The organism is Curtobacterium sp. MCLR17_058 (genome assembly GCF_003234705.2).
Lineage (GTDB): Bacteria > Actinomycetota > Actinomycetes > Actinomycetales > Microbacteriaceae > Curtobacterium > Curtobacterium flaccumfaciens.
On the sequence record NZ_CP126262.1, the window covers coordinates 3229764 to 3255842 of the forward strand.

At 69.2% G+C, this 26079-nt stretch carries 21 protein-coding genes and 2 rRNA genes; 5 read left to right on the forward strand and 18 right to left on the reverse strand.

Going from position 1 to position 26079, the window contains the following annotated elements; genetic code table 11:
* Positions 1-457: 457 nt before the first annotated feature.
* A complete protein-coding gene (locus tag DEJ11_RS15235; RefSeq protein WP_111104426.1) occupies positions 458-2938 on the reverse strand; it encodes a beta-glucosidase H in 2481 nt (826 codons plus the stop codon).
* A 176-nt stretch (positions 2939-3114) separates the two neighbouring features.
* Between DEJ11_RS15235 and DEJ11_RS15240 the strand changes: the two genes are divergently transcribed.
* Positions 3115-3705: a TetR/AcrR family transcriptional regulator gene (locus DEJ11_RS15240; protein WP_111024889.1), complete on the forward strand. Its 591-nt coding sequence runs from the start codon at positions 3115-3117 to the stop codon at positions 3703-3705.
* Positions 3706-3885: 180 nt separating this feature from the next.
* Positions 3886-4749 carry an NAD-dependent epimerase/dehydratase family protein gene (locus DEJ11_RS15245; RefSeq protein ID WP_071245140.1) on the forward strand — a complete coding sequence of 288 codons (864 nt, stop codon included), beginning with the start codon at positions 3886-3888 and terminating at the stop codon, positions 4747-4749.
* Between the two features lie 3 nt (positions 4750-4752).
* Here DEJ11_RS15245 and DEJ11_RS15250 read toward each other — a convergent pair whose 3' ends face one another.
* Complete coding sequence (locus DEJ11_RS15250; protein ID WP_258375501.1) at positions 4753-6345, reverse strand: DUF7059 domain-containing protein; 1593 nt, start codon at positions 6343-6345, stop codon at positions 4753-4755.
* On the reverse strand, positions 6342-6707 hold the full coding sequence (locus tag DEJ11_RS15255; protein ID WP_111104427.1) for an ArsR/SmtB family transcription factor: 366 nt from the start codon (positions 6705-6707) through the stop codon (positions 6342-6344). The genes DEJ11_RS15250 and DEJ11_RS15255 overlap by 4 nt, the downstream gene beginning before the upstream one ends.
* Positions 6708-6810: 103 nt before the next feature.
* On the opposite strand from DEJ11_RS15255, the gene DEJ11_RS15260 reads away from it, so the two are divergent.
* Positions 6811-8064 carry an MFS transporter gene (locus DEJ11_RS15260; RefSeq protein ID WP_071405874.1) on the forward strand — a complete coding sequence of 418 codons (1254 nt, stop codon included), beginning with the start codon at positions 6811-6813 and terminating at the stop codon, positions 8062-8064.
* A gap of 169 nt (positions 8065-8233) precedes the next feature.
* Here DEJ11_RS15260 and DEJ11_RS15265 read toward each other — a convergent pair whose 3' ends face one another.
* Positions 8234-8683 (reverse strand): TIGR02611 family protein, encoded by a 450-nt coding sequence (locus DEJ11_RS15265; RefSeq protein WP_071405873.1) that lies wholly within the window; start codon positions 8681-8683, stop codon positions 8234-8236.
* Positions 8684-8813: 130 nt separating this feature from the next.
* Positions 8814-9146, reverse strand: a complete 333-nt coding sequence (locus DEJ11_RS15270; protein WP_111055206.1) for a TraR/DksA family transcriptional regulator — start codon at positions 9144-9146, stop codon at positions 8814-8816.
* Positions 9147-9202: 56 nt separating this feature from the next.
* Here DEJ11_RS15270 and DEJ11_RS15275 point away from each other — a divergent pair, with 56 nt between their 5' ends.
* Positions 9203-10234: an LLM class flavin-dependent oxidoreductase gene (locus tag DEJ11_RS15275; protein WP_375342386.1), complete on the forward strand. Its 1032-nt coding sequence runs from the start codon at positions 9203-9205 to the stop codon at positions 10232-10234.
* Between the two features lie 25 nt (positions 10235-10259).
* Here the strand turns inward: DEJ11_RS15275 and DEJ11_RS15280 are convergent, their stop codons facing one another.
* Entirely contained in the window at positions 10260-10718 is a 459-nt protein-coding gene (locus tag DEJ11_RS15280; RefSeq protein WP_220038337.1) for an ASCH domain-containing protein, read from the reverse strand.
* Between the two features lie 124 nt (positions 10719-10842).
* Here DEJ11_RS15280 and DEJ11_RS15285 point away from each other — a divergent pair, with 124 nt between their 5' ends.
* A complete protein-coding gene (locus DEJ11_RS15285; protein WP_111104431.1) occupies positions 10843-11289 on the forward strand; it encodes a DUF2510 domain-containing protein in 447 nt (148 codons plus the stop codon).
* Between the two features lie 12 nt (positions 11290-11301).
* Here DEJ11_RS15285 and DEJ11_RS15290 read toward each other — a convergent pair whose 3' ends face one another.
* The 12 genes from DEJ11_RS15290 to DEJ11_RS15345 all read right to left on the reverse strand — a co-directional run bounded on the left by DEJ11_RS15290 (position 11302) and on the right by DEJ11_RS15345 (position 25741).
* The gene (locus tag DEJ11_RS15290; protein WP_111104432.1) at positions 11302-12282 is read right to left on the reverse strand and encodes a site-specific tyrosine recombinase XerD; all 981 of its coding nucleotides are present in this window, start codon (positions 12280-12282) and stop codon (positions 11302-11304) included.
* Between the two features lie 36 nt (positions 12283-12318).
* The gene (locus DEJ11_RS15295; protein ID WP_111104433.1) at positions 12319-12918 is read right to left on the reverse strand and encodes a DUF1349 domain-containing protein; all 600 of its coding nucleotides are present in this window, start codon (positions 12916-12918) and stop codon (positions 12319-12321) included.
* Positions 12915-13490, reverse strand: a complete 576-nt coding sequence (locus DEJ11_RS15300; RefSeq protein WP_071245128.1) for an NUDIX domain-containing protein — start codon at positions 13488-13490, stop codon at positions 12915-12917. The genes DEJ11_RS15295 and DEJ11_RS15300 overlap by 4 nt, the downstream gene beginning before the upstream one ends.
* 178 nt (positions 13491-13668) lie before the next feature.
* On the reverse strand, positions 13669-15384 hold the full coding sequence (pyrG, locus tag DEJ11_RS15305; RefSeq protein ID WP_111104434.1) for a CTP synthase: 1716 nt from the start codon (positions 15382-15384) through the stop codon (positions 13669-13671).
* Positions 15385-15510: 126 nt separating this feature from the next.
* On the reverse strand, positions 15511-17205 hold the full coding sequence (gene recN / locus DEJ11_RS15310) for a DNA repair protein RecN (protein ID WP_111104435.1): 1695 nt from the start codon (positions 17203-17205) through the stop codon (positions 15511-15513).
* Between the two features lie 16 nt (positions 17206-17221).
* Positions 17222-18145, reverse strand: a complete 924-nt coding sequence (locus tag DEJ11_RS15315) for an NAD kinase (RefSeq protein ID WP_071245131.1) — start codon at positions 18143-18145, stop codon at positions 17222-17224.
* Entirely contained in the window at positions 18142-18975 is an 834-nt protein-coding gene (locus tag DEJ11_RS15320) for a TlyA family RNA methyltransferase (protein ID WP_111104436.1), read from the reverse strand. Before DEJ11_RS15320 ends, DEJ11_RS15315 begins: the two co-directional genes overlap by 4 nt.
* A complete protein-coding gene (locus DEJ11_RS15325) occupies positions 18968-19135 on the reverse strand; it encodes a hypothetical protein (protein ID WP_181422652.1) in 168 nt (55 codons plus the stop codon). The genes DEJ11_RS15320 and DEJ11_RS15325 overlap by 8 nt, the downstream gene beginning before the upstream one ends.
* Before the next feature lie 10 nt (positions 19136-19145).
* Positions 19146-20135 carry an HAD-IIA family hydrolase gene (locus DEJ11_RS15330; protein WP_111104437.1) on the reverse strand — a complete coding sequence of 330 codons (990 nt, stop codon included), beginning with the start codon at positions 20133-20135 and terminating at the stop codon, positions 19146-19148.
* A gap of 13 nt (positions 20136-20148) precedes the next feature.
* Positions 20149-21000 carry a tetratricopeptide repeat protein gene (locus tag DEJ11_RS15335; protein ID WP_111104439.1) on the reverse strand — a complete coding sequence of 284 codons (852 nt, stop codon included), beginning with the start codon at positions 20998-21000 and terminating at the stop codon, positions 20149-20151.
* Between the two features lie 1344 nt (positions 21001-22344).
* A 5S ribosomal RNA gene (gene rrf, locus DEJ11_RS15340) occupies positions 22345-22461 on the reverse strand.
* 152 nt (positions 22462-22613) lie between these two features.
* Positions 22614-25741: ribosomal RNA gene (locus tag DEJ11_RS15345) — 23S ribosomal RNA — on the reverse strand.
* Positions 25742-26079: the final 338 nt, after the last annotated feature.

Genomic DNA, 26079 nt, shown 5'->3' on the forward strand with positions numbered 1-26079 from the left:
GCACGAGATGGTGCACCCATCGTTCCACCTACCGAGCGGTTTGTCACACCGTTCCGCGCACCTGGGACGTATGAAGTTGACCAAGTGTCACTCGTTTTTCCGAACCGGGACGAAGTGCGGCAACCGGTTCACCGGTGCGCATCGGGGCCGGAACGAGCCACGGAACCTGGTTCCGGACACAGCACCGCGCGATCCCGTGGTGTTGTGCCCGGAACCTGGTTCCCGCGCCGGTTCGCCTGCGCATCGGGGCCGGAACGACGAATGCGTCCCCGCGCGGACGCGGGGACGCATTCTGGGACGCACCGGGGAGGCCAGGGCAACAACGGCCGGATCAGGAGACCGAGTCGCTCACCCAGCGACCCCGTAGTCGGTGCGTGCGCGGACGGTAACCAGCCGACTCGCGCAGAACGATGTTACTGAACGGAGTCGGGAGCTGCGCGGAAACCGGACGACTTCGTCACTCCAGTTCGAGGGACGCGGTTCCGGCGTCGTCGACGACCGAGGCGCCGACGTGCAACGTGAAGGTCCCTGACTCGTACTGCCACGAGCCGTCCCAGTGGGCGAAGGCACGCGCCGGGACCTCGATCGAGACCTCCGTCGAGGCGCCCGCGGCGAGCCGGACCGGGGCGAACCCGACCAACCAGCGCACCGGGCGGTCAACCGCCGACTCCGCTCGGGACGCGTAGACCTGCACGACGTGCTTGCCGGCACGGTCGCCCGTGTTCGCGACGGTCGCCGTGACGATGACGGCGTCGCCCTCGCGCACGGTCGGGGTCGCGGAGACGCCCTCGATCGACCACGTGGTGTAGCCGAGGCCGTGGCCGAACGGGTACGCCGGATCCGTGCCGACCCGCAGCCAGGCCCGGTAGCCGACGTGGACGCCCTCGTCGTAGGCGACCTTCCCGTCGACCGGGGTGACGTCGAGCACCGGGACGTCGGCCATCGCGACCGGCCACGTGGTGGGCAGGCGTCCGCCGGGCTCCTGCGCCCCCGTCAGCACGTCGGCCAGGGCGTTGCCGTACTCCTGCCCGCCGAACCAGGTCAGCAGCACCGCGGCGACGTCGTTCCGCCACGGCATCTCGACCGGCGACCCGGCGTTCACGACGACGACCGTGTTCGGGTTCGCCGCGGCGACCGCGCGCACCAGGTCGTCCTGGTGGCCGGGCAGTGCCAGCGAGGACCGGTCGTAGCCTTCGGACTCGACCTTGGAGTTCGTACCGACCACGACGACGGCGACGTCCGCACCACGGGCGGCGTCCACCGCGGCCTCGATGAGCACAGCGGGGTCGTCGTCCGACGGCTCGGTGCCGAACTGGTACGCCAGCACGCCGCCGAGCGTCTCGTCCTGCACGATGTCGTACTCGATGCGGATCGCGACCTGCTGGCCGGTGGTCACCTCGACCGGCACCGACCGCGCCGGCGGGTTGAGGAACGCGGCGCCGAGCTGGTCGCCCTCGAACGGCACGTCCTCGTCGAGCAGCAGCTCGCCGTCGATCCACATGCGTGACCGTCCGGCCGCGCCGATGCCGAACCGCACGGTCCCGGTCGACTCGGCCGTGTGGGTGGTGGTGATGTCGAGCCGGTCGGCTTCGCGGGTCGGGGCGTCGCCGCCGAACCAGAACAGTGCCGTCGCGCGGCGGTCCTCGACGAACAGCTCCTCGCCGCCCTTGACGAAGGCGACCCGGGCTCCGGGCTCCCCGGTGCCCGGGTTCGTGATGGTGGACAGCGGGAACTCCGCGATGCCCTCCTGCACGACGGCGCCGATCGCGTAGTCCACGCTCGCGCCGGGGAAGGCCGAGCGGATGCCGTCCAGCGGTGACACGACCTGCGACGGCACGACCGTGGCCGAGCCGCCGCCCTGCGTGCGGGCCTGGTCGGCGTTGTGCCCGATCACCGCGATGCGCGACACGGCGGGGGCGTCGAGCGGCAGGACACCGGTGTTACGGACCAGGACCGTGCCCTCGGCCTCGGCCTCGCGCACGAACGCGATGCCGTCCTCGACGTGCACGGGCGACGCGGCGACGGGCTCGAAGCCCTCGAGCGCGCCGACGCGTGCGGCCAGCGTCAGGATCCGGCGGACCTTGCGGTCGATCGCTGCCATCGGCACCTCGCCGGACTGCACGGCGGCGAGCAGCGGGCCCTCGCTCCACCACGGGTTCGGCCCCGGCATCGCGACGTCCTGCGACGCCTTCGCCGAGTCCACCGAACGCACCCCGGTCCAGTCGGACACGACGATGCCGTCGAAGCCCCACTCCGAGTTGAGCGGAGTCTCGAGCAGGTCGTTCTCCGACGCCGTCACGCCGTTGATCGCGTTGTACGACGACATGATCGCCCAGGCGTGTGCCTCGATCACGGCCTTCTCGAACGCCAGCAGGTACAGCTCGCGCAGCGCGCGGTCCGACACCTCGGTCGACGCGGTGAAGCGGTCGGTCTCGTAGTCGTTCGCGATGTAGTGCTTCGGGGTGGCAGCGACACCGTTCTCCTGCACGCCGTCGACGTACGACGCGGCCAGGTCACCGGTGAGCACCGGGTCCTCGCTGAAGGCCTCGAAGTGCCGGCCACCGAGCGGGGACCGGTGCAGGTTGATGGTCGGGCCGAGCACGACGTCCACGCCCTTGCGGCGGGCCTCCACCGCGGCGGCGGCGCCGTAGCGCTTCGCGATCGCGCGGTCCCACGAGGCACTCAGCGCGGTCGCCGACGGCAGGTTCAGGGACGGGTCGCGCTCGTCCCACACCTCGCCGCGCACGCCCGATGGGCCGTCCGACATCAGGATCCGGCGCAGCCCGATCTTCTCGATGGGCCAGGTGGTCCAGAAGTCACGTCCGGTGAGCAGCTGCACCTTCTCGTCGGTGGTCAGCTGGCCGAGGAGCGCATCGATGCGCTCGGTCAGCGGCGTCGACGGACTGGAGGCGGTGCTCGCGTCGTTCACGGTGGTCACGGTGGTCGGTCCTCTCGTTCAGGGCCGCGGGGCGCCGCCTGGACAGCCGGGGCCTCGTCGCCCACACCCACCATCCACCGGGTTCGCCGCCCGCGCTGGCAGCTCCTGCACCGTACCACCGAAAACCAACCGTTGCTTGGTTTTCTCGGGTCTCCTGCGGGCGGTACAGTCTGGCCATGGCACGACGGGGTTCGTACGCAAAGGGCATCGCGAAGCGCGAGGAGATCCTCACGGTCGCGCTGGACCTCGTGGCGTCGCAGGGCTTCCGGCGGACGAGCATCAAGGACATCGCCGACGCCGTGGAGCTGACCCAGGCCGGCCTGCTGCACTACTTCGACTCCAAGGACGAGCTCTGGGTCGAGATCCTCCGCCGGCGCGACGAGCTCGACCTCGCGCACGACTGGCAGGCCGCGGACCCGGCGGCCCTGCTCGCGGCGATCGTGCGGCACAACGCCGAGGTCCCGGGCCTGGTGCAGATGTTCGTCAACCTGTCCGCCGCCGCTGCCACCGACGCCGAGCACCCGGCGCACGAGTACTTCCGCGAGCGCTACGAACGCAGCCGCCGCGACCTGTCCGCCGACTTCCGCACCATGCAGCAGGACGGTCGGTTGCGTACCGACATCGACCCCGACGAACTCACCAGCGTGCTGCTCGCGGTGTCCGACGGCATGCAGATCCAGTGGCTCTTCGACCCCACCCGCGACATGGCCGAGCACGTCGAGCTCGTCGCCCGCCTCGCGATCGCCCAGGTCGCCCCCACCGCCTGACGGGCTCCCCCACCCCGCCCGAACCAGGTTCCGGACACAGCACCGCGCGATCCCGTGGTGTCGTGTCCGGAACCTGGTTCCGCAGTGGGGTACGGACAGGGCCTGGTCGCGTCAGGTGCGGCGGGGCAGGATGGTCGGTGCCCGCCAGGGTGTGTTCCGACGACGATGTGGAGTGACGCGATGACGCGTGTAGTGGTGACCGGTGGCAGCGGCAAGCTCGGACGAGCGGTGGTGCGTGACCTCGATGCGCACGGGTACGACGTGGTCCTGCTCGACCGTGTCCCCTCCCCCGACAAGCCCGAGCGTGTCCCGTTCGTGCGGATCGACCTGACCGACCACGGCCAGGTCCTGAACGCCCTGCTCGGCATCGACGACCGGTACGACCACGTCGACGCCGTCGTGCACCTCGCGGCGGTGCCGGCTCCGGGGCAGGTCCCCGATGTGGCCCTCATCACGAACAACGTGACCTCGTCCATCAACGTCTTCCACGCCGCACGTGCCGCGAAGATCAAGAACGTCGTGTGGGCGTCGAGCGAGACCCTGCTCGGCATCCCGATGGGCGAGCACCACCCGCCCTACCTGCCGGTCGACGAGGAGTTCGCCGTCCGCCCGCAGTCGTCGTACTCGCTCGGCAAGGCGGTCGAGGAGGAGATGGCCCGCCACTTCACCCGCTGGGACCCGGAACTGAAGATGATCGGCCTGCGCTTCTCGAACGTGATGGACGAGACCGACTACCCGGCGTTCCCGTGGGACGCCACCCCCGAGGCGAAGACGTTCAACCTGTGGTCGTACATCGACTCCCGCGACGGCGCCCAGGCCGTCCGCCGGGCGCTCGAAGCCGACCTCACCGGGTTCGAGGCGTTCGTCATCGCCAGCCCCGACACGGTGATGGACACCCCGACCATCGAGCTCGTCGAGCGCTTCGTGCCGGACATCGAGCGCCGTGCGGACATCGACGGCGTCAGCTCGCTGTTGTCGTCGGAGAAGGCCCGCGAACTCCTCGGCTACACGCCCGAGCACAGCTGGCGCGACCACCGCGCCTGATCGTCAGGCAGCGGGGACGAGCAGCCCGTCGAGCACCAGGTCGCGCGCCGCCGGCAGCAGGTCGGCGGCGAGCGCCTGCTCGTCCACGCCGGTGATCTGCGCGAGCGCTCCGATGATCGCGGCGACGGACAGGTCGCCGTCGCACGCACCCACGAACGCCGCGAGCGCGGTGTCCGCGTCCACCCGGCGCCCGAGCCCGCCACCCTGCACCAGGGTCATCACGGTCGGGTCGTCGTTGCCCGGCCAGTAGTACCGCTCCTCGGTGACGTCACCGGCCACCGACAGGTGGGCGGCGGCGAGCGCGGCATCGCCGTGCGCGGCGAGCCAGGCGGCCGCGTCGAGGACGCGGGCGACCGTCGCGCCGAGGCCCGCGGGGTTGGAGCCGAGCGTCTCGGGGACCCGCTCGAACCGGCGGAGGCCGGACGGGCCTCCCGGCAGGGGTCGACGCACCACGACGTAGCCGAAGCCGACGCCGGTGACGCGACGGTCCGCGAAGTCGTCGAGCCAGGCGCTCATCAGGGTGTCGAATTCGGCCGTGCCGGGCTTCGTCCCGCCGTCACGGATCCAGGTCTCCGCGTAGGACGTCGGGTCCTGCCGCTCGCGCTCGATCACCCACACGTCGAGGTCGGTGTCGGCGAACCAGGCGCGCACGCGGTCCAGGCCGTCGACGCCCCAGTGGTACTCCCAGTTGCCGAGGAGCTGGGCGGTGCCGCCGGGCTCCAGGTGGTCGGACAGGCCGCGGAGCACCGTCTCGACCAGGGCGTCGCCGACCATGCCGCCGTCGCGGTACTCGTACGACGGGACACCCTCGCGACGGGGCGTGATGACGAAGGGCGGGTTCGAGACGATCCGGTCGAAGCGCTCTCCCGCGACCGGCTCGAACAGTGAGCCGAACCGGAAGTCGATGCCGTCGATGCCGTTGAGTCGGGCGTTGAACCGGGCGATGTCGAGGGCACGGCGCGAGATGTCGGTGGCGACCACGTGGTCGGCGAAGCGCCGCGCGTGCATGGCCTGGATGCCGCACCCGGTGCCGAGGTCGAGCACCCGCTCGACCGGCACGGGCACCTGCAGGCCGCTCAGCGTCGTGGTGGCGCCGCCGATGCCGAGGACGTGTTCCTCGCTGATGGCGTGCCCGAGGGCGAGCTCGCCGAGGTCGGAGACGATCCACCAGCTGCCGGCGCCGAGGTCGTCGACGAAGGCGTAGGGGCGCAGGTCGACGGTGGGGTGGACGAGCCCGTCTGCGCCGTTGCCGTCGCCTTCGCTGCGCAGCAGGCCCGCGGCGATGACGGCGTCGAGTCCGGCGGTCGGGAACGCCGCGGCGGCTTCCGCCCTCGCCACCGGCAGGCCGAGTACGAACAGCGTCGCCAGGGTGCCGAGCGGCGTGGTCTCGCGGGCGGCGAGCGCACGGAGCGCGGCGACCCGCGAACCGCGGTGCAGCGATGCGGCGGCCTCGGCACCCCACAGGGAGTCGAGCCGGTCGACGGTGAAGCCGGCCGCTGTCAGGTCCGCGGCGAGCGCCGTGGTGACGGCGGGGTCCGCGACGATCGACGGCAGCGTGTGCACAGTGTCCACGCCGGCGGTTGCACCGTCGCTCACGAGGCGATCCCCTCGCGCAGCAGGGCCGCGGGGACCTGCCAGTCGAGCACCAGGTCGAGGAGCCCGGGGAACCGCTGCTGCACGTCCTCGACGCGGACGCGGCTGACGCGGGTCAGGCCCTCCAGGTGCTGCTCGAGCAGACCGGCCTCGCGCAGGACCCGGAAGTGGTGGGTCAGCGTGGACTTCGGCCGGTCGATGCCGACCCAGCCGCAGCTGCGCTCACCCCCGGCCGCGTCGACCAGGTAGCGGTGCAGGATCGCGAGCCGGATCGGATCGCTCAGGGCGTCCATCACGACCGGGAGGTCCATCTCGGCCACGGACGGCTGCGGCAGCAGTTCAGGAGCATCGACGTGCGCGGGCATGGACGGGACGCTACCACCGTTCGGCTTGCTGTACGACTTGCGTCGTACTGTTCGAGTGCGGTACGAATGCAGTCGTACTGCACGGTGATGGAAAGGGGTGCGCATGCACCAGTCAGCTCGTTCGGTCGCCGGGTTCTGGATCCTGGCGGCGATGCTCCTGGTCTCGGTCGCGTCGTCGGCCGTGCCGTCGCCGATCTACCCGGTCTACGCAGCCGAGTGGCACCTCACCCCGCTCATGCTCACCGGGGTCTTCGCCATCTACGTCGCCGGCCTGCTCGCGAGCCTGCTCGTCGCGGGTCGCCTGTCCGACCACGTCGGCCGCAAGCCTGTCCTGGTCGTCGGCGGCCTGGGTGTCGCACTGTCGCTCGGCTTGTTCGCGATGGCGGACGGGGTCGTCGCGCTCATCGTCGACCGGATCGTGCAGGGTGTCTCGGTCGGGCTGCTCATCGGGGCCCTCGGTGCGGCCCTCATCGACAACTCCCTCGAACGCCACCCGACCATGGCCGGCGTGCTGAACGGCGTCATCCCGCCGATCGCACTCGCCACCGGCGCGATGTCGAGCGGCGCGCTGGTGCAGTGGGGTCCGGCACCGGAGCAGCTCGTCTACCTGCTGTTCGGCGCGCTCCTCGTGCTGCTGGTGCTCGCACTGTTCGTCGTCCCCGAGCAGGTGCAGCGTCGTCCCGGCGCTCTTCGCTCCCTGCGTCCGACGATCAGCGTGCCGCGGTCCTCACGCCGGCTGTTCCGCGGCGTCGCCGGCTCGCTCGTCGCCAGCTGGGCCCTCGGCGGCATGTTCCTGTCGCTCGTGCCCTCGGCGCTCGGCGCGGTGTTCGGGATCACGAACCACTTCGCCGCCGGTGCGCTCATCGCCGTGGTCACGGGCGTCGGCGCGCTGACCGGCCTGGCGATCCAGCGGATGGACACCCGTCGCGCGGTCCTGCTCGGGCTCGTGGCCCTCGTGCTCGGCCCGATCGTCACCGTGTCGTTCGTGTTCGCGCACTCCCTGCCGGGCATGGTCGTCGGCAGCGCCATCGCCGGTGTCGGCTTCGGCGCCGGGTTCCAGGCGCCGCTGCGGATGCTGCTCGCCACCGCTGCCCCGACCCACCGCGCCGGGCTGCTCTCCACGATCTACGTCGTCAGCTACCTGGCATTCGGGGTGCCCTCGGTCATCGGCGGCCTGCTCGAGCCCTCGGTCGGTCTGGTCCCCGTCATCGCCGGGTACGGCGGCTTCATCGTGCTCGCCGCGGTCGTCGCCCTCGTGCTGCAACTGTCGTCGAAGGACGCCGCCGAGGTCGAGGAGCGCGCGGCCGAGGTCATCGAGCGCACCGCGACCGGCTCGATCCGGGTCGCGGCCGAGTAGCGACCCGTCCGCCTGGCGCAACGCGCTCGCACGGTGCGGAGATGCCCATTCGGTGCGAGGTTGATCGCTCGGTGCGGGCCTGCAGCGCCGCACGAAGCCATCAACCTCGCACGCGGTGACCGGCACCGCACGGTGCCGACAGCACCAGCGCCCGGCTGCCGCGGCCCGACTAGTGGCCCGGTCGCGCCGAGTTCGTCCCGCGAGCGCGCGCACGCACCCCGACGGTCCGCGCCGCACCGGTGTGCGCAGCATCGACGTCAGCCTTGCCCCGGTCCGCAGCATCGCGCAGACGCTTCGGCCCGTGCCGCTTGGCCCAGTCCCAGAAGCGGTGCAGCTGCGCCTTGAGCCACGTGATGATCTTGTGGAAGAAGTGGAACTCGCTCGCCAGCACCGTGAGGCCGATGAACACCACGAGCCACCCCGGGCCCGGCAGCGGCACCAGGATCAGCCCGATGATGACGACCAGCCCGCCCACCAGACCGACCAGCACCTTGTAGAGCAGGTGCACGTGCGGCCGCGCGTGGATCCAGGTGCGCAGGCGGTGGAACCACTGGAAGCGCTGGCGCGGCGCGCCGTCGGCCCGGGCTTCGCCGGGTCGGTCGTTCGGGTCGCCGTCCATGCCGAAAACGTAGGGCGCGCGGCTGGGAATCAGCGGCGCACGGGGTGGACGCGGGGTGCGCATGCCGGGAGGCGCGTGACGGGGACAGCCCGCGCCTCCAGGCCGTCAGGCGGCACCGATCGCGTGCCCCTCACGCGTGCGCGACGCACGTCGCCGCCCACGGGACGGCGGCCAGCCGTGCCTCCGGGATGGGCTCGCCGCCGACCGTGCAGCGACCGTAGGTGCCGTCGTCGAGTCGTGCGAGCGCTGCGTCCACCTGGCGGATCCGCAGTTGGGCGCCGTCGCGGACCGCACCGAGCGAGCCGCGTTCCCAGGCCAGGGTCGCACCCTCCGGGTCGTGTTCGTCGTCGGAGTTCGCGCCCTGCCGGGCGTCACTGACGTCGCGCATGCTCCGCTCGACCTCGGCGAGCAGCCGTTCGTTGCGGGCGCGTTCGGCCTCGAGTGCGGGGCGGGGGTCCTCCATCCCGGCCACGGTAGTCGCGGTGGAATGGCCCCGCCTCCGGATGCGTTCGCTTGCACATGACGAAGATCGGGTTCCTGTCGTTCGGACACTGGCGTGACGTGCCGGGGTCGAAGGTGCGCAGCGGGCGGGAGGCCCTGGTGCAGGCGATCGACCTCGCGGTCGCAGCCGAGGAAGCCGGCGTCGACGGCGCCTACTTCCGCGTCCACCACTTCGCGCCGCAGCAGGCCGCGCCGTTCCCGCTGCTCTCCGCCATCGCCGCGAAGACCAGCCGGATCGAGATCGGAACCGGCGTCATCGACATGCGCTACGAGAACCCGCTCTACATGGCGGAAGAGGCCGCGGCCACCGATCTGATCTCCGGCGGCCGACTGCAGCTCGGTGTCTCGCGGGGATCACCCGAGACCGCCCTGGCCGGCTACCAGCAGTTCGGCTACGTGCCCGACGCCTCCGACGAGAACGGCGGCGACATGGCCCGAGCGCACACGAACGTGTTCCGCCGTGCGATCGCCGGCGAGCCGATGGCCAACGCCAACCCGCAGATGACCGGGTCGGTCGGGTCCCTGCCGATCTCCCCGCTGTCCGACTCGCTCGGCGACCGGATCTGGTGGGGTGCCGGCACCCGTGCCACCGCCGAGTGGACCGCCGAGCAGGGCATGAACCTGATGTCCTCGACCCTGCTGACCGAGGACACCGGCGTGCCCTTCGACCAGCTGCAGGCCGAGCAGATCGAGCGCTTCCGCCGGGTCTGGTCGGAGTCCGGCTGGGACCGCGAACCGCGCGTCTCGGTGTCGCGCAGCATCATCCCGATCATCGACGACGAGTCGCGCCACTACTTCGGCGTCCGCGCGCAGGTCGAGGGGCAGGACCAGGTCGGGCACCTCGACGGCGGGCTGGCCCGGTTCGGCCGGTCCTACATCGGTGAGCCCGAACAGCTCGTCGCGGAGCTCGCGGCCGACCAGGCCGTCCGGGCTGCCGACACCGTGCTCGTCACCGTGCCGAACCAGCTCGGTGTGGACTTCAACGCCCGGCTGCTCGCCGCCGTGAAGGACGTGTTCACCGAGGTCGACGCGGAGCCGGTCCCCGCCTGACCCCGGATCGGTCTCGGGCTCGGGCTCAGGCGTTCGGCCAGAGCAGCCGGAACCGCTCGCACACGACCGGCATGTCCGGCGCGAACCCCCGCGGGTTCTCCGAGTGTGCGCGCCAGAACGCCTCGTGCACGGTCCGCCAGTGTTCGAGCGTCCGGTCGCCTTCCCCCTCGGCCCAGGCGTGGTCCGCGTCGACCTGGTCGAACGGAACCACCCGGACCGCCGTCGTCTCGATGACGGCACGGGGCGCACCCGAGCCGTCGGTCACGATGCTCACCTCGTCGGTCGCGGGCAGCGGATCGCCGGTCGCCTCGTAGTCCCAGAGCGACGACGCCGTGCCGACCTTGACCCCGTCGAGCACGAGCTGCAGGAGCGCATCCGCCTGCTCCGGGGTCGCGCCGAAGGACCACGCCTCCGGCACGGCCTCCGGAAGGCTCGGACGCTCGCTGCGTCGCGCGGTCCAGAAGTCGTCGAGCGTCGAGGGCACGCCCCGACCGTAGTGCACCGGTCCGGTCCCCCCTTGTGCTGACACCCGGCTGGGGACTGGGGCGAGGCCGACCGCGCTCCTAGGCTCGGGAGCGTCGATCCACCCCGCACCTCGAGGAGCAACCGTGACGCTGCCGGCCGCAGGCTGGTTCCCGGACCCGCAGGACGCCCGTCGTCTGCGCTGGTGGGACGGTCGCACCTGGGGCGCAGCCACGCGGGTCCCCGCGGCTGCTGCTGACCCGGTCACGCCGATCGTCGTCGCGCCGGTGGGGCCGTCGTTCTCGGTGCAGACCGCGGCGATCCGGACGGACGCGTGGGCATCGGGCACCGCCGGCGACCGTCGGCTCTGCGTGTTCACGGTGCTCGCGGTGCTGCTCGCCGTGGTCTCGGTCGTCGCGAACCCCTGGGGCCTGGCGGGGCTGCTCGCCGTCGCGTGCGGGGTCATCGGCATCGTCCGTCCCGGGGCCGTCGGTGCCTGGGCCGTCGTGGCGCGGAGTGCTTCGGCGAGCGCCCTCGTCGTGGCGGTGACGACGACGGTCATCGCCGCGTCGGCCCAGTTCCACCTGTTCTGAGGGCGGGCTTGCCTACCGGCGCGCCCGCGGGTGTGCCGTCTGGTAGACGTCGCGCAGCATGTCTGCCGTGACCATCGTGTAGATCTGCGTCGTGGCGACACTCGCGTGTCCGAGCAGCTCCTGCACCACGCGCACATCAGCACCGCCCTCGAGCAGGTGCGTCGCGAACGAGTGCCGGAACGTGTGCGGTGACACGTGCGCCTCCAGGTCGGCGGCAGCAGCGGCGGCCTGGATCACGAGCCAGGCGCTCTGCCGCGACAACCGCGCTCCACGGGCACCGAGGAACAGCGCCGGCGTCGACGGCCCGCGCGCCGCGAACACCGGCCGCGCCCGCACCAGGTACGCGTCGATCGCTGCACGGGCGAAGCTGCCGAGCGGCACGATCCGCTGCTTGTTGCCCTTACCGGTGACCTTCACGACCGAGAGCTCACCGTCGGCGTCCGACAGCGTCGTCACGTCGTCCACCGACAGCCCCACCGCCTCGGAGATCCGCGCACCGGTGGCGTAGAGCAGCTCGAGCAGGGCCTTGTCCCGCAGCTGGACGGGGTCGTCGGCGTCGACGGACACCGCCCCGAGCAGCCGTTCCATGTCCTCGACGGGGATCGCCTTCGGCAGCCGCATCGGAGCCTTCGGCGGCCGGACGGCGGTGCCGGGGTCGAGCGGCAGCCAGCCCTCCCCCGCGGCGAAGGCGGTGAACGAGCGCACCGAACTGAGCATCCGCGCGATCGACCGCGGTGCCAGCGGACCTTCCGGTCGGGTGGCCAGGTGTGTCACGAACCCCGAGACGTCCGCCCGTGCCAACCGGGCCACGTCCACCAGCGCCGAGGACCCCCCGGCCCGGTCCGCACCGTCCGACTCGACGACCGGAGCGGCCGCCAACCACGACGTGAACACGGAGAGGTCCCGCCGGTACGCGGACAACGTGTGCTGCGAGAGTCCCCGCTCGATCGCGACGTGCCGCAGGTACGTCTCCGCGGCACGGTCGAGGGGCATCACCTCAGCAGGCTAACGGGCGCGGGGCGAGCCCGGTCAGTGCAACGCCTCGTCCGGCGTGCCCACGCGGAACCCGGTGAACGTCACGGTCAGCCCGGCCCGCGTCGGCCCGGCGCACAGCAGCCCCGCGGACACGACGGCGTCCGGGTCGAGGTACGCGACCCGGACGAGGCGGGGTTCCTCACCCTCGGCCCACGCCCGGATCGTCACGGCGTCGCCATCGCGGCTCGCGCGGACGGTCACCACCCGGTCCGCCCACTCCGGCACGGGCGACACCGACCAGTCCGAGAACCCACGCGTCACCACGGCGCCGAGCTGCGGCGCTCCGTCCGAGAACTCCACGCCGGCCTTGATCCAGGTCTGTTCGTCGACGCGCAGGAACACCCCGGCCTGGTCGAACTGCTCGGTGTAGTCGAGCACGAACGACGCCTCGACCGAGAACGGCCCGTCCGTCGGCTGCAGCAGCGCGTGCTCGGAGTCGTGCACGAACCCGTACGAGGTGGTCCGCCAGGCGTCACTGCCCTCGACCGCGGTGACGCGGAACACGTCGCCGTCGAACTCGGCGACCTCCGGCTCGTGCGTCCAGGTGCCGGAGGTGACCAGGTCGCGCAGACCGTCGGCCGCGGACCCGCTCACTTGCCGCGCTGTTCGATGGCCTCGACGGCGAGCGTCGCGACGACGAGGGCCGAGTTGTTGAGCCGACCGCCCAGGATCCCCTCGAGCAGCTCCGCCCGCGGGACCCAGCGCGTCACGATGTCGGCCTCTTCCGCCTCGCGCTCGAACGCAGACTCGGTCGACCGGACACCGCGCGCCCGGTAGATCTGGATGAACTCGTCGCTGCCGCCCGAGGACGTGTTGTACCGGACCAGGGGCTCCCACGTGTCGGCCTCGAGGTCGGCCTCCTCGCCCAGCTCGCGCTTCGCGGCCGTCAGGTGGTCCTCGCCCTCCATGTCGAGCAGACCGGCGGGCAGCTCCCAGTCGCGCAGCCGCACCGGGTGCCGGTACTGCTGGATGACCAGGACGCGGCCCTCGTCGTCCTCCGCGTACACGGCGACGGCACCGGTGTGGTCGATGTACTCGCGGACCATCGAGTCGCCGTTGTACGCGACGGTGTCGCGGCGCACGTCCCAGACGGCGCCCTCGTACACGACGGTGGATTCGGTGACCTCGAAGGAGGCGGACTCGTCAGCGATCGGTGCGTCTGTCACGTCCCCATCCAAGCACGCGCCCCCCTGACGCCCCCATCGGAATCAGGTTCCGGACACAGCACCGCGTCGTTCCGCGGTTCCGTGTCCGGAACCAGGTGCCGTGAACGCGACCCCGGACGGACTGGAGGCGCGGTGCCAGCTGGCACCGCGCCTCCCGTCCGATCGTGGAGACCGGCGCTTACGCGACCTGCTCCTCGGTCTGCGGGTCGAACAGGCTGGACGCCTCGTGGCGCTCGATCGCGGCCGCGACGAGCCCCGCGAACAGCGGGTGCGCATCGGTCGGACGCGAGCGGAGCTCCGGGTGCGCCTGCGTGGCGATGTAGAACGGGTGCACGTCGCGCGGGAGCTCGACGTACTCCACCAGCGTGCCGTCGGGCGACGTGCCCGAGAAGACGAGGCCGGCGTCCGCGATCTGCTCGCGGTACTTGTTGTTCACCTCGTAGCGGTGACGGTGCCGCTCGGAGGCCTCGGGCGCTCCGTACAGCTCCGCCGCCAGCGAGCGCTCGGTGAACGACGCCGGGTACAGGCCCAGGCGCATCGTGCCACCCAGGTCGCCGCCGGCGATGATGTCGACTTGCTCCGCCATCGTCGCGATGACCGGGGTGGAGGTCTCCGGGTCGAACTCGGTGCTCGACGCGTCGGTCAGACCGACCTCGTGGCGGGCGTACTCGATGACCATGCACTGCAGGCCGAGGCACAGGCCGAGCGTCGGGATGCCCTGCTCACGCGCGAACTTCAGCGCGCCGAGCTTGCCCTCGATGCCGCGTACGCCGAACCCACCGGGGATGCAGATGCCGTCGACGTCGCCGAGCTGCTTCGCCGCGCCCTCGGGCGTGGTGCAGTCGTCGGACACGACCCACTTCAGCGTCACCTTGGCGTCGTGCGCGAAGCCGCCGGCACGGAGCGCCTCCGTGACGGACAGGTAGGCGTCCGGCAGGTCGATGTACTTGCCGACCAGGGCGATCGTGACGGCCTTCTTCGGCTCGTGCACGGCCTTCAGCACCGGGGTCCACGCGGTCCAGTCGACCGGACCGGCGTCGAGCTTGAGCGCCTCGACGATGACCTGGTCGAGGCCCTGGTTGTTCAGCAGCGTCGGCAGGTCGTAGATCGAGGGGACGTCCACGGCGTTCACCACGGCGTCCTCGTCGACGTCGCACATCAGCGCGATCTTGCGCTTGTTCGACTCCGACACCGGACGGTCGCTGCGCAGCACGAGCGCGTCGGGCTGGATGCCGATCGAGCGGAGCGCGGCGACGGAGTGCTGCGTCGGCTTGGTCTTCTGCTCGCCCGAGGCGTTCATGAACGGCACCAGGGAGACGTGCACGAAGAACACGTTGTTGCGGCCGAGCTCGTGCCGCACCTGACGGGCGGACTCGATGAACGGCTGCGACTCGATGTCGCCGACGGTGCCACCGACCTCGGTGATGATGACGTCGGGCTGGGGGTCGTTCTGCGCCTGCTCGCGCATCCGGCGCTTGATCTCGTCGGTGATGTGCGGGATGACCTGCACCGTGTCGCCGAGGTACTCGCCGCGACGCTCCTTGGCGATCACCGTCGAGTACACCTGACCGGTCGTGACGTTCGCGGCCTGCGACAGGTTGATGTCGAGGAAGCGCTCGTAGTGCCCGATGTCGAGGTCCGTCTCCGCACCGTCGTCGGTCACGAAGACCTCGCCGTGCTGGAACGGGTTCATGGTGCCCGGGTCCACGTTGAGGTACGGGTCGAGCTTCTGCATGACGACCTTGAGGCCGCGAGCCGTGAGCAGGTTGCCGAGGCTGGCCGCCGTCAGGCCCTTGCCGAGAGACGAGACGACCCCGCCGGTCACGAAGATCTGCTTCGTCACCTTCGGGGTCGAGTTCGAAGAATTGGTACCGCCGCTGAGAGTGTCCGCCACGGGATTCCATCGTACGTCAGAACTGCCGGGAGGCGCGACCTCGGTTCGCCGTGGGCGTTGCGCGGGTGGGTGGCCGGGTCCTCGGGCCGTGGCCGGGTCGGCGGGCGGCACCCGCCTGCTTGGTCGTCAGGCTCGCTGGCCGGCCACGTCGAGCAGCTCGCGGGCGTGCTCGATGCCGCTGGCGCTGTCACCGAGTCCGGAGAGCAGCCGTGCCATCTCCTGCAGCCGGTCCTCGCCCTCGAGCCGGCGCACGCTCGACGACGTGACGGCCCCGCTGGCGTCCTTCACGACGTTGAGGTGGTTGTTCGCGAAGGCCGCGACCTGGGCCAGGTGCGTGACGACGATGACCTGCGTGCGCTCGGCGAGCTTCGCCAGCCGTCGGCCGATCTCGATCGCCGCCGCCCCGCCGACACCGGCGTCGACCTCGTCGAAGACGAACGTCGGCACCGTGGTACTGCCGGCCATGACGACCTCGATCGCGAGCATCACGCGGGACAGCTCACCGCCGGACGCCCCCTTGCCGATCGGCCGGGGGTCGGTGCCGGAGTGCGGCTGGAGCAGGATGGTGACCTGGTCACGGCCGTGTCGGCGGTACTCGCCGGCGTCGGTGACCTCGACCACCAGGGTCGCACCGCCCATCGCGAGGGTCTTCAGCTCAGCGGTCACGCGCTTCGCCAGGTCGGTCGCCGCCTTGGTGCGCGCCGTCGTGAGCGCGGCGGCGGCGGACTCGAGCGCCTGCTCGTCCTGCTCGACCGACTGCTGCAACGCCGCGATCCGGTCGTCGTCGCCGTCGAGTTCGAGCAGCCGATCGCTCGCGCGCTGTCCGTAGGCGATGACGTCGTCCACCGTCTCGCCGTACTTGCGGGTGAGGCCGGCCAGCAGGGCTCGGCGTTCGTTGATGAGTTCGAGGTCGTGCCCGGCCTCGGGTTCCAGGGAACCGAGGTAGCTCGAGATGCTCGCCGAGGCCTCGGCCGCCTGGATCCCGAGCTCCGTGAGCTGCTCGAGTACCGGCTGCAGGGCACTGTCCGACGACGCGACGCGCTCCACGGCACGGCGTGCGGACTCGACCAGGCCGACGACGTCGGAGACGCCGTCGAGGGACTCGCTGGACAACGCCTCGTGCGCCAGGGCAGCGGACAACCGGAGCTCCTCGAGGTTGCCCAACCGTTCGGCGCGTTCGGCCAGCTCGACGTCCTCGCCGGGCTGCGGGTCGGCGGCCTCGATCTCGTCGGAGGCCGCGCGGATCCGCTCGGCCTCGGCCACCCGGTCGTCCCGGTCGCGGACCAGGACCTCGAGTTCACCGGCGTGCTGCTGCCAGGCGTCGTACGCGGCGACGTACCGGGCGAGGGCCTTCTCGAGCGAGGCTCCCCCGAACCCGTCGAGGGCAGCCCGCTGCGCCGCTGCCGAGGTCAGGCGGATCTGGTCCGACTGCCCGTGCACGGTGACGAGCTGGTCGGCGAGCTCGCCGAGCACCGCCACGGGCGCACTCCGACCGCCCACCGTGGCACGGCTGCGCCCCTCGGCGGAGACCGTGCGGGTGAGGATGAGTTCGCCGTCCTCGACGGTGCCGCCGGCGTCCTCGACGCGTTCGGCGACGGCGTCCTGCTCGGGGACGTGCCAGCGACCTTCGACGACGGCGCTCGACGCACCGCGGCGCACCGAGCCGGCATCGGCCCGCGCACCGAGCAGCAGCCCGAGCGCCGTGACGATCATGGTCTTGCCCGCACCGGTCTCCCCGGTGACGACGGTGAAGCCCGGCCCGAGTTCGAGCGTGGTCTCACCGATGACACCGAGGTCGCGGATCGCGATCTCCTCGATCATCGGTCGTCCTCCGCGCTCATCGGTCGTCCTCGTCGCTCTGGGGGCCGCGCCACCCGGCGACGGGCAGCTGGAACTTCGCGACCAGGCGGTCCGTGAACGGAGCGTCCTTGAGGCGGGCGACCCGCACCGGGTCGGGCGAACGCCGGACCTCGACTCGGGCGCCCGGCGGCAGGTCGTGGGTCCGTCGGCCGTCGCACCACAGGACGCCGACGCCGCTCGTGCGCCGCAGGACCTCGATCGCGAGCGTGCAGTCCGGCCCGACGACGATCGGACGGGCAAACAGGGCGTGGGCGCTCAGCGGCACCATGAGGAGCGCGTCGACATCCGGCCACACGATGGGGCCACCGCCGGAGAACGAGTACGCCGTGGAGCCGGTCGGGGTCGACACGACCACGCCGTCGCAGCCGAAGGACGACAGCGGGCGGCCGTCGACCTCGGTCACGACCTCGAGCATCCGTTCCCGGGAGGCCTTCTCGATCGTGGCCTCGTTCAGCGCCCAGCTCGAGTAGACGATCTGGTTGCCGACGACCACGTCGACCTGCAGGGTGACGCGTTCCTCGACGTTGTACTCGCCGGACAGCGCACGCTCGACCGTCTCGGACAGGCCGTCACGTTCGCTCTCGGCCAGGAACCCGACGTGCCCGAGGTTCACCCCGATCAGCGGAGCGCCGGTGTTCCGCACGAGTTCGGCCGCGCGGAGGATCGTGCCGTCGCCACCGAGCACGATGACGATCTCGAGCTGGTTCGGCTGGACGTCGACGCCGAGGATGTCGACCTTGCCGACCGACGCTTCGGCACGACGGATGTCGGCGTACTCGTCGAAGGGCATGACGGGCGTGAGGCCGGCTGCGTGCAGGAGGTCGCAGACCTCGACCGCAGCGTCGATCGAGTCACGGCGACCCGTGTGGGACACGAGCAGGATGTGCCGTTCGTCACTCATGAAGACCCTTCCGTGAGTTCGGTCGCCCGGACTCTCCATTCTGTCGGATTGCCCCCGACACCGCGCTGGAAGCGGGCCAGGTACTCGTGGTTGCCGTGTGTCCCGACGATCGGGGACGCGGCGAGCCCACTGGTGCCGAGGCCCAGGTCCCACGCCGCCCACAGCACGTTCATGAGCGCGTCGTTCCGGAGCCCGGCGTCGTGCACGATGCCCTCGCGCACGCCGCCACGGCCCACTTCGAACTGGGGCTTCACCAGGAGCACGAACTCGTCCGCGGGGACGGCTTCTGCCAGCGCCGGCAGCACGAGTCGGAGCGAGATGAAGGACAGGTCCCCCACCACCAGGCTCGTCTCGGCGGCGGCACCGTCGAGCGCCAGGTAGTCGTCGCGCGTGAGGTTCCGCGCGTTCGTCCCCTCGACCACGGCGACGCGTTCGTCGAGCGCGATGGTGGGGTGCAGCTGCCCGTGGCCCACGTCGAGCGCGATGACACGGCGCGCGCCGCGTGCGAGCAGCACCTGGGTGAACCCACCGGTGCTCGCGCCCACGTCGAGCACGACCCGACCGGAAGGGCCGACGTCGAACGCGTCGAGTGCACCGACGAGCTTCCGGGCCGCGCGCGAGACCCACTCGTCCGCGGCGTCGACCTCGATGTCCGCGTCGGACGCGATCGGCGTCGACGGCTTCAGGACAGCACGGCCACCCACGAGCACCCGGCCGTCCTGGATCAGCTTGCTGGCGACGGTGCGCGACCGTGCGAGCCCGCGTGCAGCGAGGAGGGCGTCGAGGCGGACCGGGGTCGCGTCGTGCACGGCTCCGTCCGGCTCAGGCACTCGCGGAGCCGCCGCTCTCGAGCCGCGTCCGCAGCTCGTCGTGCAGGGCGGAGAAGGCGTCGGCGCGGTCGGCGAGCGGCAGGGCCTCAGCCTCGGCGGTGCGCGCGGCGAAGGCGTCCTGCTGCTCGGGTTCGGCGGACGGCTGCTCGGGGTTCGGCACGTCCGACACGCTACTCGCCGCCGTACAGCTGCGGGTCCACGTCGAGGCCGTAGATGGCCAACCCGGACTCCCAGATGAGCGCCGAGCCGGCACGGAGCCGATCGATGTCCGTCCCGGCGTCGAGCACCCGGACGACGTGCCCGCGCATCGCCACCGTCGCAGTACCGACGGTCACGTACCGGGTGCCGTCCTCGTCCTCGCGCCGCACCGTCTCCGGGTACGGCTGGGACAGCCCTCGGAGGTCTTCGAGCACGTAGGTGGGACGCGAGCGCTGGTCGGCCGCGAGCACCTGCTTCGCCTGGTCGATGCCGGTGAGCACGAGCACGCTCGGGATCCCGACGTCGTTCGCGCCCTTGATGTCGGTGTCCAACCGGTCCCCGATGAACAGGGTCCGACCACCGCCGAAGCGCTCGACCGCCGTGTCGAAGATCGGCCGCTCGGGCTTGCCGGCGACGACGGGCATCCGGCCGACCGCCTGGTGCACGGCGGACACGAGCGTGCCGTTGCCGGGCGCGATGCCCCGCTCGACCGGGATCGACCAGTCCATGTTCGTGGCCACCCACGGCACGTCCGGGTCGGCCAGGGCGAAGGAGGCCTCGGCCAGTTCCTTCCAACCGAGGTCCGGTGAGAAGCCCTGGATGACCGCGGCCGGGGAGTCCTCGGCACTCGAGGTGACGGTGAACCCGGCTTCCTCGACGATGCTGGACAGCCCGAGCCCGCCGGTGACCAGGACGGTCGCTCCGGCCGGCACCAGGGTCGCGAGCAGCTGGACGCCGGCCTGTGACGAGGTGACGACGTCGCCCTCGGACACCTCGAGCCCGTAGCGCTCGAGGTGCTCGGCGACGTCGATCGGCCGGCGCGATGCGTTGTTCGTGATGTAGCCGACCCGCGCCGTGAGCGATGCCCGGGTCAGGGCTTCGACCGCGTGCGGGATGGCGTTGCGGCCCCGGTAGACGACGCCGTCGAGGTCGGTGAGGACCACGTCGACGCCGTCGGTCAAGGCCGCCGAGTGCTCAGCCGGCTGCGGAGCCGTCGACGTCGCGGGGGTTGTCGTCGTCGATCTCGCCCGGCTCGTCGGCTGCGGAGGTGTCGTCGTCGAGGTCGTCGAGGGCGGGTTCGTCATCGGGGTCGTCGTCGATGTCGTCGGCGGATTCGTCGTCGCCGTCGAGTTCGTCGGTCGCGACGTCGTCGGCTCCGAGGTCATCGGCGTCGTCGTCTCCGGCGTCTCCGTGTTCTTCGACTTCGAGCGTTTCCTCGACCACATCAACTGTCTCCCAAGCGTTGTCGTCCGCGATTTCGGCGAGGGCCGCTGCCGCGCGGTCCACACGGGCCCACCACTCGTCGGCCTCGTCCTGTCGACCGAGCTCCTCGAGCGTGGCCGCGTAAGCACTGTAGAGCGCCGGGGACCACGTGTAGGCGGTGGATGGGTCGAGCTGTGGAATCTCCAGCTCGCCGAGGGCGGCTGTGGGATTCCCGAGGTCGAGACGAGCGCCGGACATGGCGATCGCGAGCTCGACCTGCACCGGGGTCTCGAGGGCCGAGCGCTCGACCGAACGACCGAGCTCGAGTGCCCGCTCCGGACGGCCCAGGCCACGCTCGCAGTCCACCATCATCGGCAGCTGGTCGTTGCGACCCGAGATCCGACGGTAGGTGCGGAGCTCCCGGAGCGCGGTGGCGAAGTCGCCGAGGCGGTACGCGGTGATCGCGGCCGTCTCGCGGACGACACCGACACGACCGGCACGACGAGCAGCACTCAGGGCGTGCTGGTTGGCCGTCTCGGGGTCGTCGTCAACGAAGAGCGCGGCGGCCACGAGGTGACGCGCAACCCAGTCGGCGTTGTCCTTGCTGAGGGTCTTCAACTCCATCCGGGCCGCGGGGTCGAGGTCGCGCGCCTGGATCTCCTCGGGGATCTCCGGGTCGTCGTGGCGCGGACGGATCGACTTGGTGCCGTAGGGGTCGCGGTCCTCCCAGTCGTCGCGCGCGGCCTCACCGAAACGGGCGCCGGCGTGACGGCTGCCGTCACCGAAACGACGACGGTCCTCACCGCCGTCGCGAGCCGGGCGGTCCGACGAACCACCACGGAACGGACGGTCGGACGAACCACCACGGGCCGGACGGTCGGACGAACCACCGCGGTACGGGCGGTCGCCGTCTCGAGCAGGGCGGTCGGAGCCCCCGCGGTACGGGCGGTCCCCGTCACGAGCAGGGCGGTCGGAGCCCCCGCGGTACGGGCGGTCCCCGTCACGAGCGGGACGGTCGGAGCCCCCGCGGTACGGGCGGTCGCCATCGCGACGCGGACGGTCAGAACCGCCCTGGAAGGGTCGGTCCCCGTCACGGCGGGGCCGGTCTGAGGACCCGCCACGGTACGGACGATCACCATCACGCGCCGGGCGGTCGGACGATCCACCGCGGTACGGACGATCGCCATCACGCGCCGGGCGGTCGGACGATCCACCGCGGTACGGACGATCGCCATCACGACGCGGACGGTCTGAACCACCCTGGAACGGGCGGTCACCGTCACGGCGCGGACGGTCAGAACTCCCGGCACGGAACGGACGATCACCGTCACGAGCCGGGCGGTCCGAGCCACCACGGAACGGACGATCGCCATCGCGTCGCGGACGATCGGCACCGCGCGGACCATCGCCACGCGGCGGCCGGCCGGAGTCACCACGGTCGCCCTGCCACGACGGACGGTCGTTCCGGTCGCCGGACCGGAACGGACGATCCCCATCGCGACGCGGAGCGCTGTCCCGGCGGGGTGCACCGTCACGGAACGGACGGTCTCCACCCTGCGGACGATCACGACGGTCGCCTTCGCGGCGCTCGAACTCACGAGGACCGGACGACCAACGACCATCGCTCTGGCCGTCCCGACGCGGAGCGCCGTCGCGACGCGGGAACCGGTCGCCGTCCCGCCGGGGTCGATCTCCGCGGTCCCCGTCGTTCCGCCGCTGATCGTCGTCGTTCGCCACCGTTGCTCCTCATCGCGTGCCCGGTGCAGTGCCTCGGGCGTTCGTCCGCTGTGTCGTTGTGTTGGGTGCCGCGTCGGTCACCCGACGTCGGCCTCCAGTCCATCACGAACCAGAGCCGGCGTCGAGCGAACGGCGGCAGAAACAGAAATGGCCACCGGCCCCGACCGAGAACGAGGGTTTCCCCTGCTAATTCTCGATGGAGGGCCGATGGCCACATCTTTCATACGTTAAGTCCGGCGGCGTCCTACTCTCCCACAAGGTCCCCCTTGCAGTACCATCGGCGCTGAGAGGCTTAGCTTCCGGGTTCGGAATGTGACCGGGCGTTTCCCTCTCGCTATGACCACCGGAACACCTTCGACCATGATCTGGTCTCAAAGCTGTTCCGACTGCTGCCCCCCGTGAAGAGGGCAGAGCGGTGTATTCAGTTTCGATTCCCGATCGTCTGTCGGGAACCACAAAGTGGACGCGAGCCCGTGCAACAAGTGCACGGAAATCAGTGTGTTATCAAGTCTTCGGCTTATTAGTACCGGTCAGCTCCACGGGTCGTTAGTCCCCGCTTCCACATCCGGCCTATCAACCCAGTAGTCTGCTGGGAGCCTCTCACACTCAAGGTGCATGGAAATCTCATCTCGAAGACGGCTTCCCGCTTAGATGCTTTCAGCGGTTATCCGGTCCGAACGTAGCTAATCAGCGGTGCCCTTGGCAGAACAACTGACACACCAGAGGTTCGTCCATCCCGGTCCTCTCGTACTAGGGATAGATCTTCTCAAATTTCCAACGCGCGCAGCGGATAGGGACCGAACTGTCTCACGACGTTCTAAACCCAGCTCGCGTACCGCTTTAATGGGCGAACAGCCCAACCCTTGGGACCTACTCCAGCCCCAGGATGCGACGAGCCGACATCGAGGTGCCAAACCATGCCGTCGATATGGACTCTTGGGCAAGATCAGCCTGTTATCCCCGAGGTACCTTTTATCCGTTGAGCGACAGCGCTTCCACAAGCCACTGCCGGATCACTAGTCCCGACTTTCGTCCCTGCTCGACCTGTCAGTCTCACAGTCAAGCTCCCTTGTGCACTTACACTCGCCACCTGATTGCCAACCAGGTTGAGGGAACCTTTGGGCGCCTCCGTTACTCTTTGGGAGGCAACCGCCCCAGTTAAACTACCCATCAGGCACTGTCCATGAACCCGATCAGGGTCCTACGTTAGACATCCAAAGTGACCAGAGTGGTATTTCAACAATGACTCCACGAACACTAGCGTGCCCGCTTCACAGTCTCCCACCTATCCTACACAAGCCACTCCGAACACCAATACCAAACTGTAGTAAAGGTCACGGGGTCTTTCCGTCCTGCTGCGCGTAACGAGCATCTTTACTCGTAGTGCAATTTCGCCGAGTTCGCGGTTGAGACAGCTGGGAAGTCGTTACGCCATTCGTGCAGGTCGGAACTTACCCGACAAGGAATTTCGCTACCTTAGGATGGTTATAGTTACCACCGCCGTTTACTGGGGCTTAAATTCAGAGCTTCGCCCAAAGGCTAACCCTTCCTCTTAACCTTCCAGCACCGGGCAGGCGTCAGTCCGTATACATCGTCTTGCGACTTCGCACGGACCTGTGTTTTTAGTAAACAGTCGCTTCCCACTGGTCTCTGCGGCCTTCAACGCTCACGGAGTAAATCCGGTCACGTGTCCGGCCCCCCTTCTCCCGAAGTTACGGGGGCATTTTGCCGAGTTCCTTAACCACGATTCTCTCGATCTCCTTGGTATTCTCTACCTGACCACCTGAGTCGGTTTCGGGTACGGGCGGCTGCAACCTCGCGTCGATGCTTTTCTCGGCAGCATAGGATCACTGATTTCCCCTTACGGGTACGCGTCGGATCTCAGGCGTACAGACGACGGATTTGCCTATCGTCAGCCCTACATCCTTACACCAGGTTCACCTTACGGATACCATCGCCTGGCTCAGCTACCTTCCTGCGTCACACCTGTTCATACGCTAACCGCACCAGCATGGGGTCGAGCGTTAGACCGGCCACCATCACCCCGAAGGGATCCGGTTGTACCGGGTTAGGACTCTTAGCACCACTGGATTAGCTTGGGCGGTTGTTCGCCGGTACGGGAATATCAACCCGTTGTCCATCGACTACGCCTGTCGGCCTCGCCTTAGGTCCCGACTTACCCAGGGCGGATTAACCTGGCCCTGGAACCCTTGGTCTTTCGGAGGACGGGTTTCTCACCCGTCTTTCGCTACTCATGCCTGCATTCTCACTCGTGTAGCGTCCACGGCTGGATCACTCCGCCGCTTCACTCGCCACACGACGCTCTCCTACCACTCCGCACGACTGAACCACGAAGGCTTGTCTATAGTGCGAAATCTACAACTTCGGTGGTGTGCTTGAGCCCCGTTACATTGTCGGCGCGGAATCACTTGACCAGTGAGCTATTACGCACTCTTTCAAGGGTGGCTGCTTCTAAGCCAACCTCCTGGTTGTCTGTGCAACTCCACATCCTTTCCCACTTAGCACACGCTTAGGGACCTTAGTTGGTAGTCTGGGTTGTTTCCCTCTCGACGATGAAGCTTATCCCCCACCGTCTCACTGCTGCGCTCTCACTCACCGGCATTCGGAGTTTGGCTGACGTCAGTAACCTGTTGAGGCCCATCGGCCATCCAGTAGCTCTACCTCCGGCGAGAAACACGCAACGCTGCACCTAAATGCATTTCGGAGAGAACCAGCTATCACGAAGTTTGATTGGCCTTTCACCCCTATCCACAGCTCATCCCCTCCATTTTCAACTGAAGTGGGTTCGGTCCTCCACGACGTCTTACCGTCGCTTCAACCTGGCCATGGATAGATCACTTCGCTTCGGGTCTAGAACATGCGACTCAAACGCCCTATTCAGACTCGCTTTCGCTACGGCTGCCCCTCACGGGTTAACCTCGCCACATATCACTAACTCGCAGGCTCATTCTTCAAAAGGCACGCCGTCACCCCTACTAAGGAGGCTCCGACGGTTTGTAAGCAAACGGTTTCAGGTACTATTTCACTCCCCTCCCGGGGTACTTTTCACCTTTCCCTCACGGTACTTGTCCGCTATCGGTCATCTGGGAGTATTTAGGCTTATCAGGTGGTCCTGACAGATTCACACGGGATTTCTCGGGCCCCGTGCTACTTGGGATACACATCCGGCCATAACACCATTTCGTCTACGGGGCTGGCACCCACTACGGCCCGGCTTTCAAACCGGTTCGACTATGATGCGCTGTAACCGTCCCAGTCCGGCAGAACTGAGTGACGTGTCCCACAACCCCGACCATGCAACGCCCGCCGGCTATCACACATGATCGGTTTAGCCTCATCCGCTTTCGCTCGCCACTACTCACGGAATCACATGTTGTTTTCTCTTCCTGTGGGTACTGAGATGTTTCACTTCCCCACGTTCCCTCTACCCGCCCTATATATTCAGGCGGGAGTCACCAGGTCGCAAAACGCCTGGCGGGGTTTCCCCATTCGGAAATCCTCGGATCGAGGCTCGATTATCAGCTCCCCGAGGCTTATCGCAGATTTCTACGTCCTTCATCGGCTCCAGATGCCAAGGCATCCACCGTTTGCTCTTAGAAACTTGACCACAAAGATTAAAATTGCGATCCAACGTCACCAATCAGCAGCCCGAAGGCTGGTCATGGATGACGCGAATCAAAGATGCTCGCGTCCACTGTGTAGTTCTCAACATACGATCGGCACCAGCACTCCCCCACCACAACGGTAGGTTCACCCTGGCCCGACGAAGGACCCGTAGGCCCAACCCCCACCACCACTCACGTGACAGTAGGAAGCCTGGTCCCTCAGGACCCAACAACGTGCACCAGTCAGCAGCTCCACCCCGACCCGTCCCAACCCTGCAAGCAGAGCGTACTGAGGTCGGAAGCATCACTCCCAACTGCACTGTCAATGTTCCACCCATGA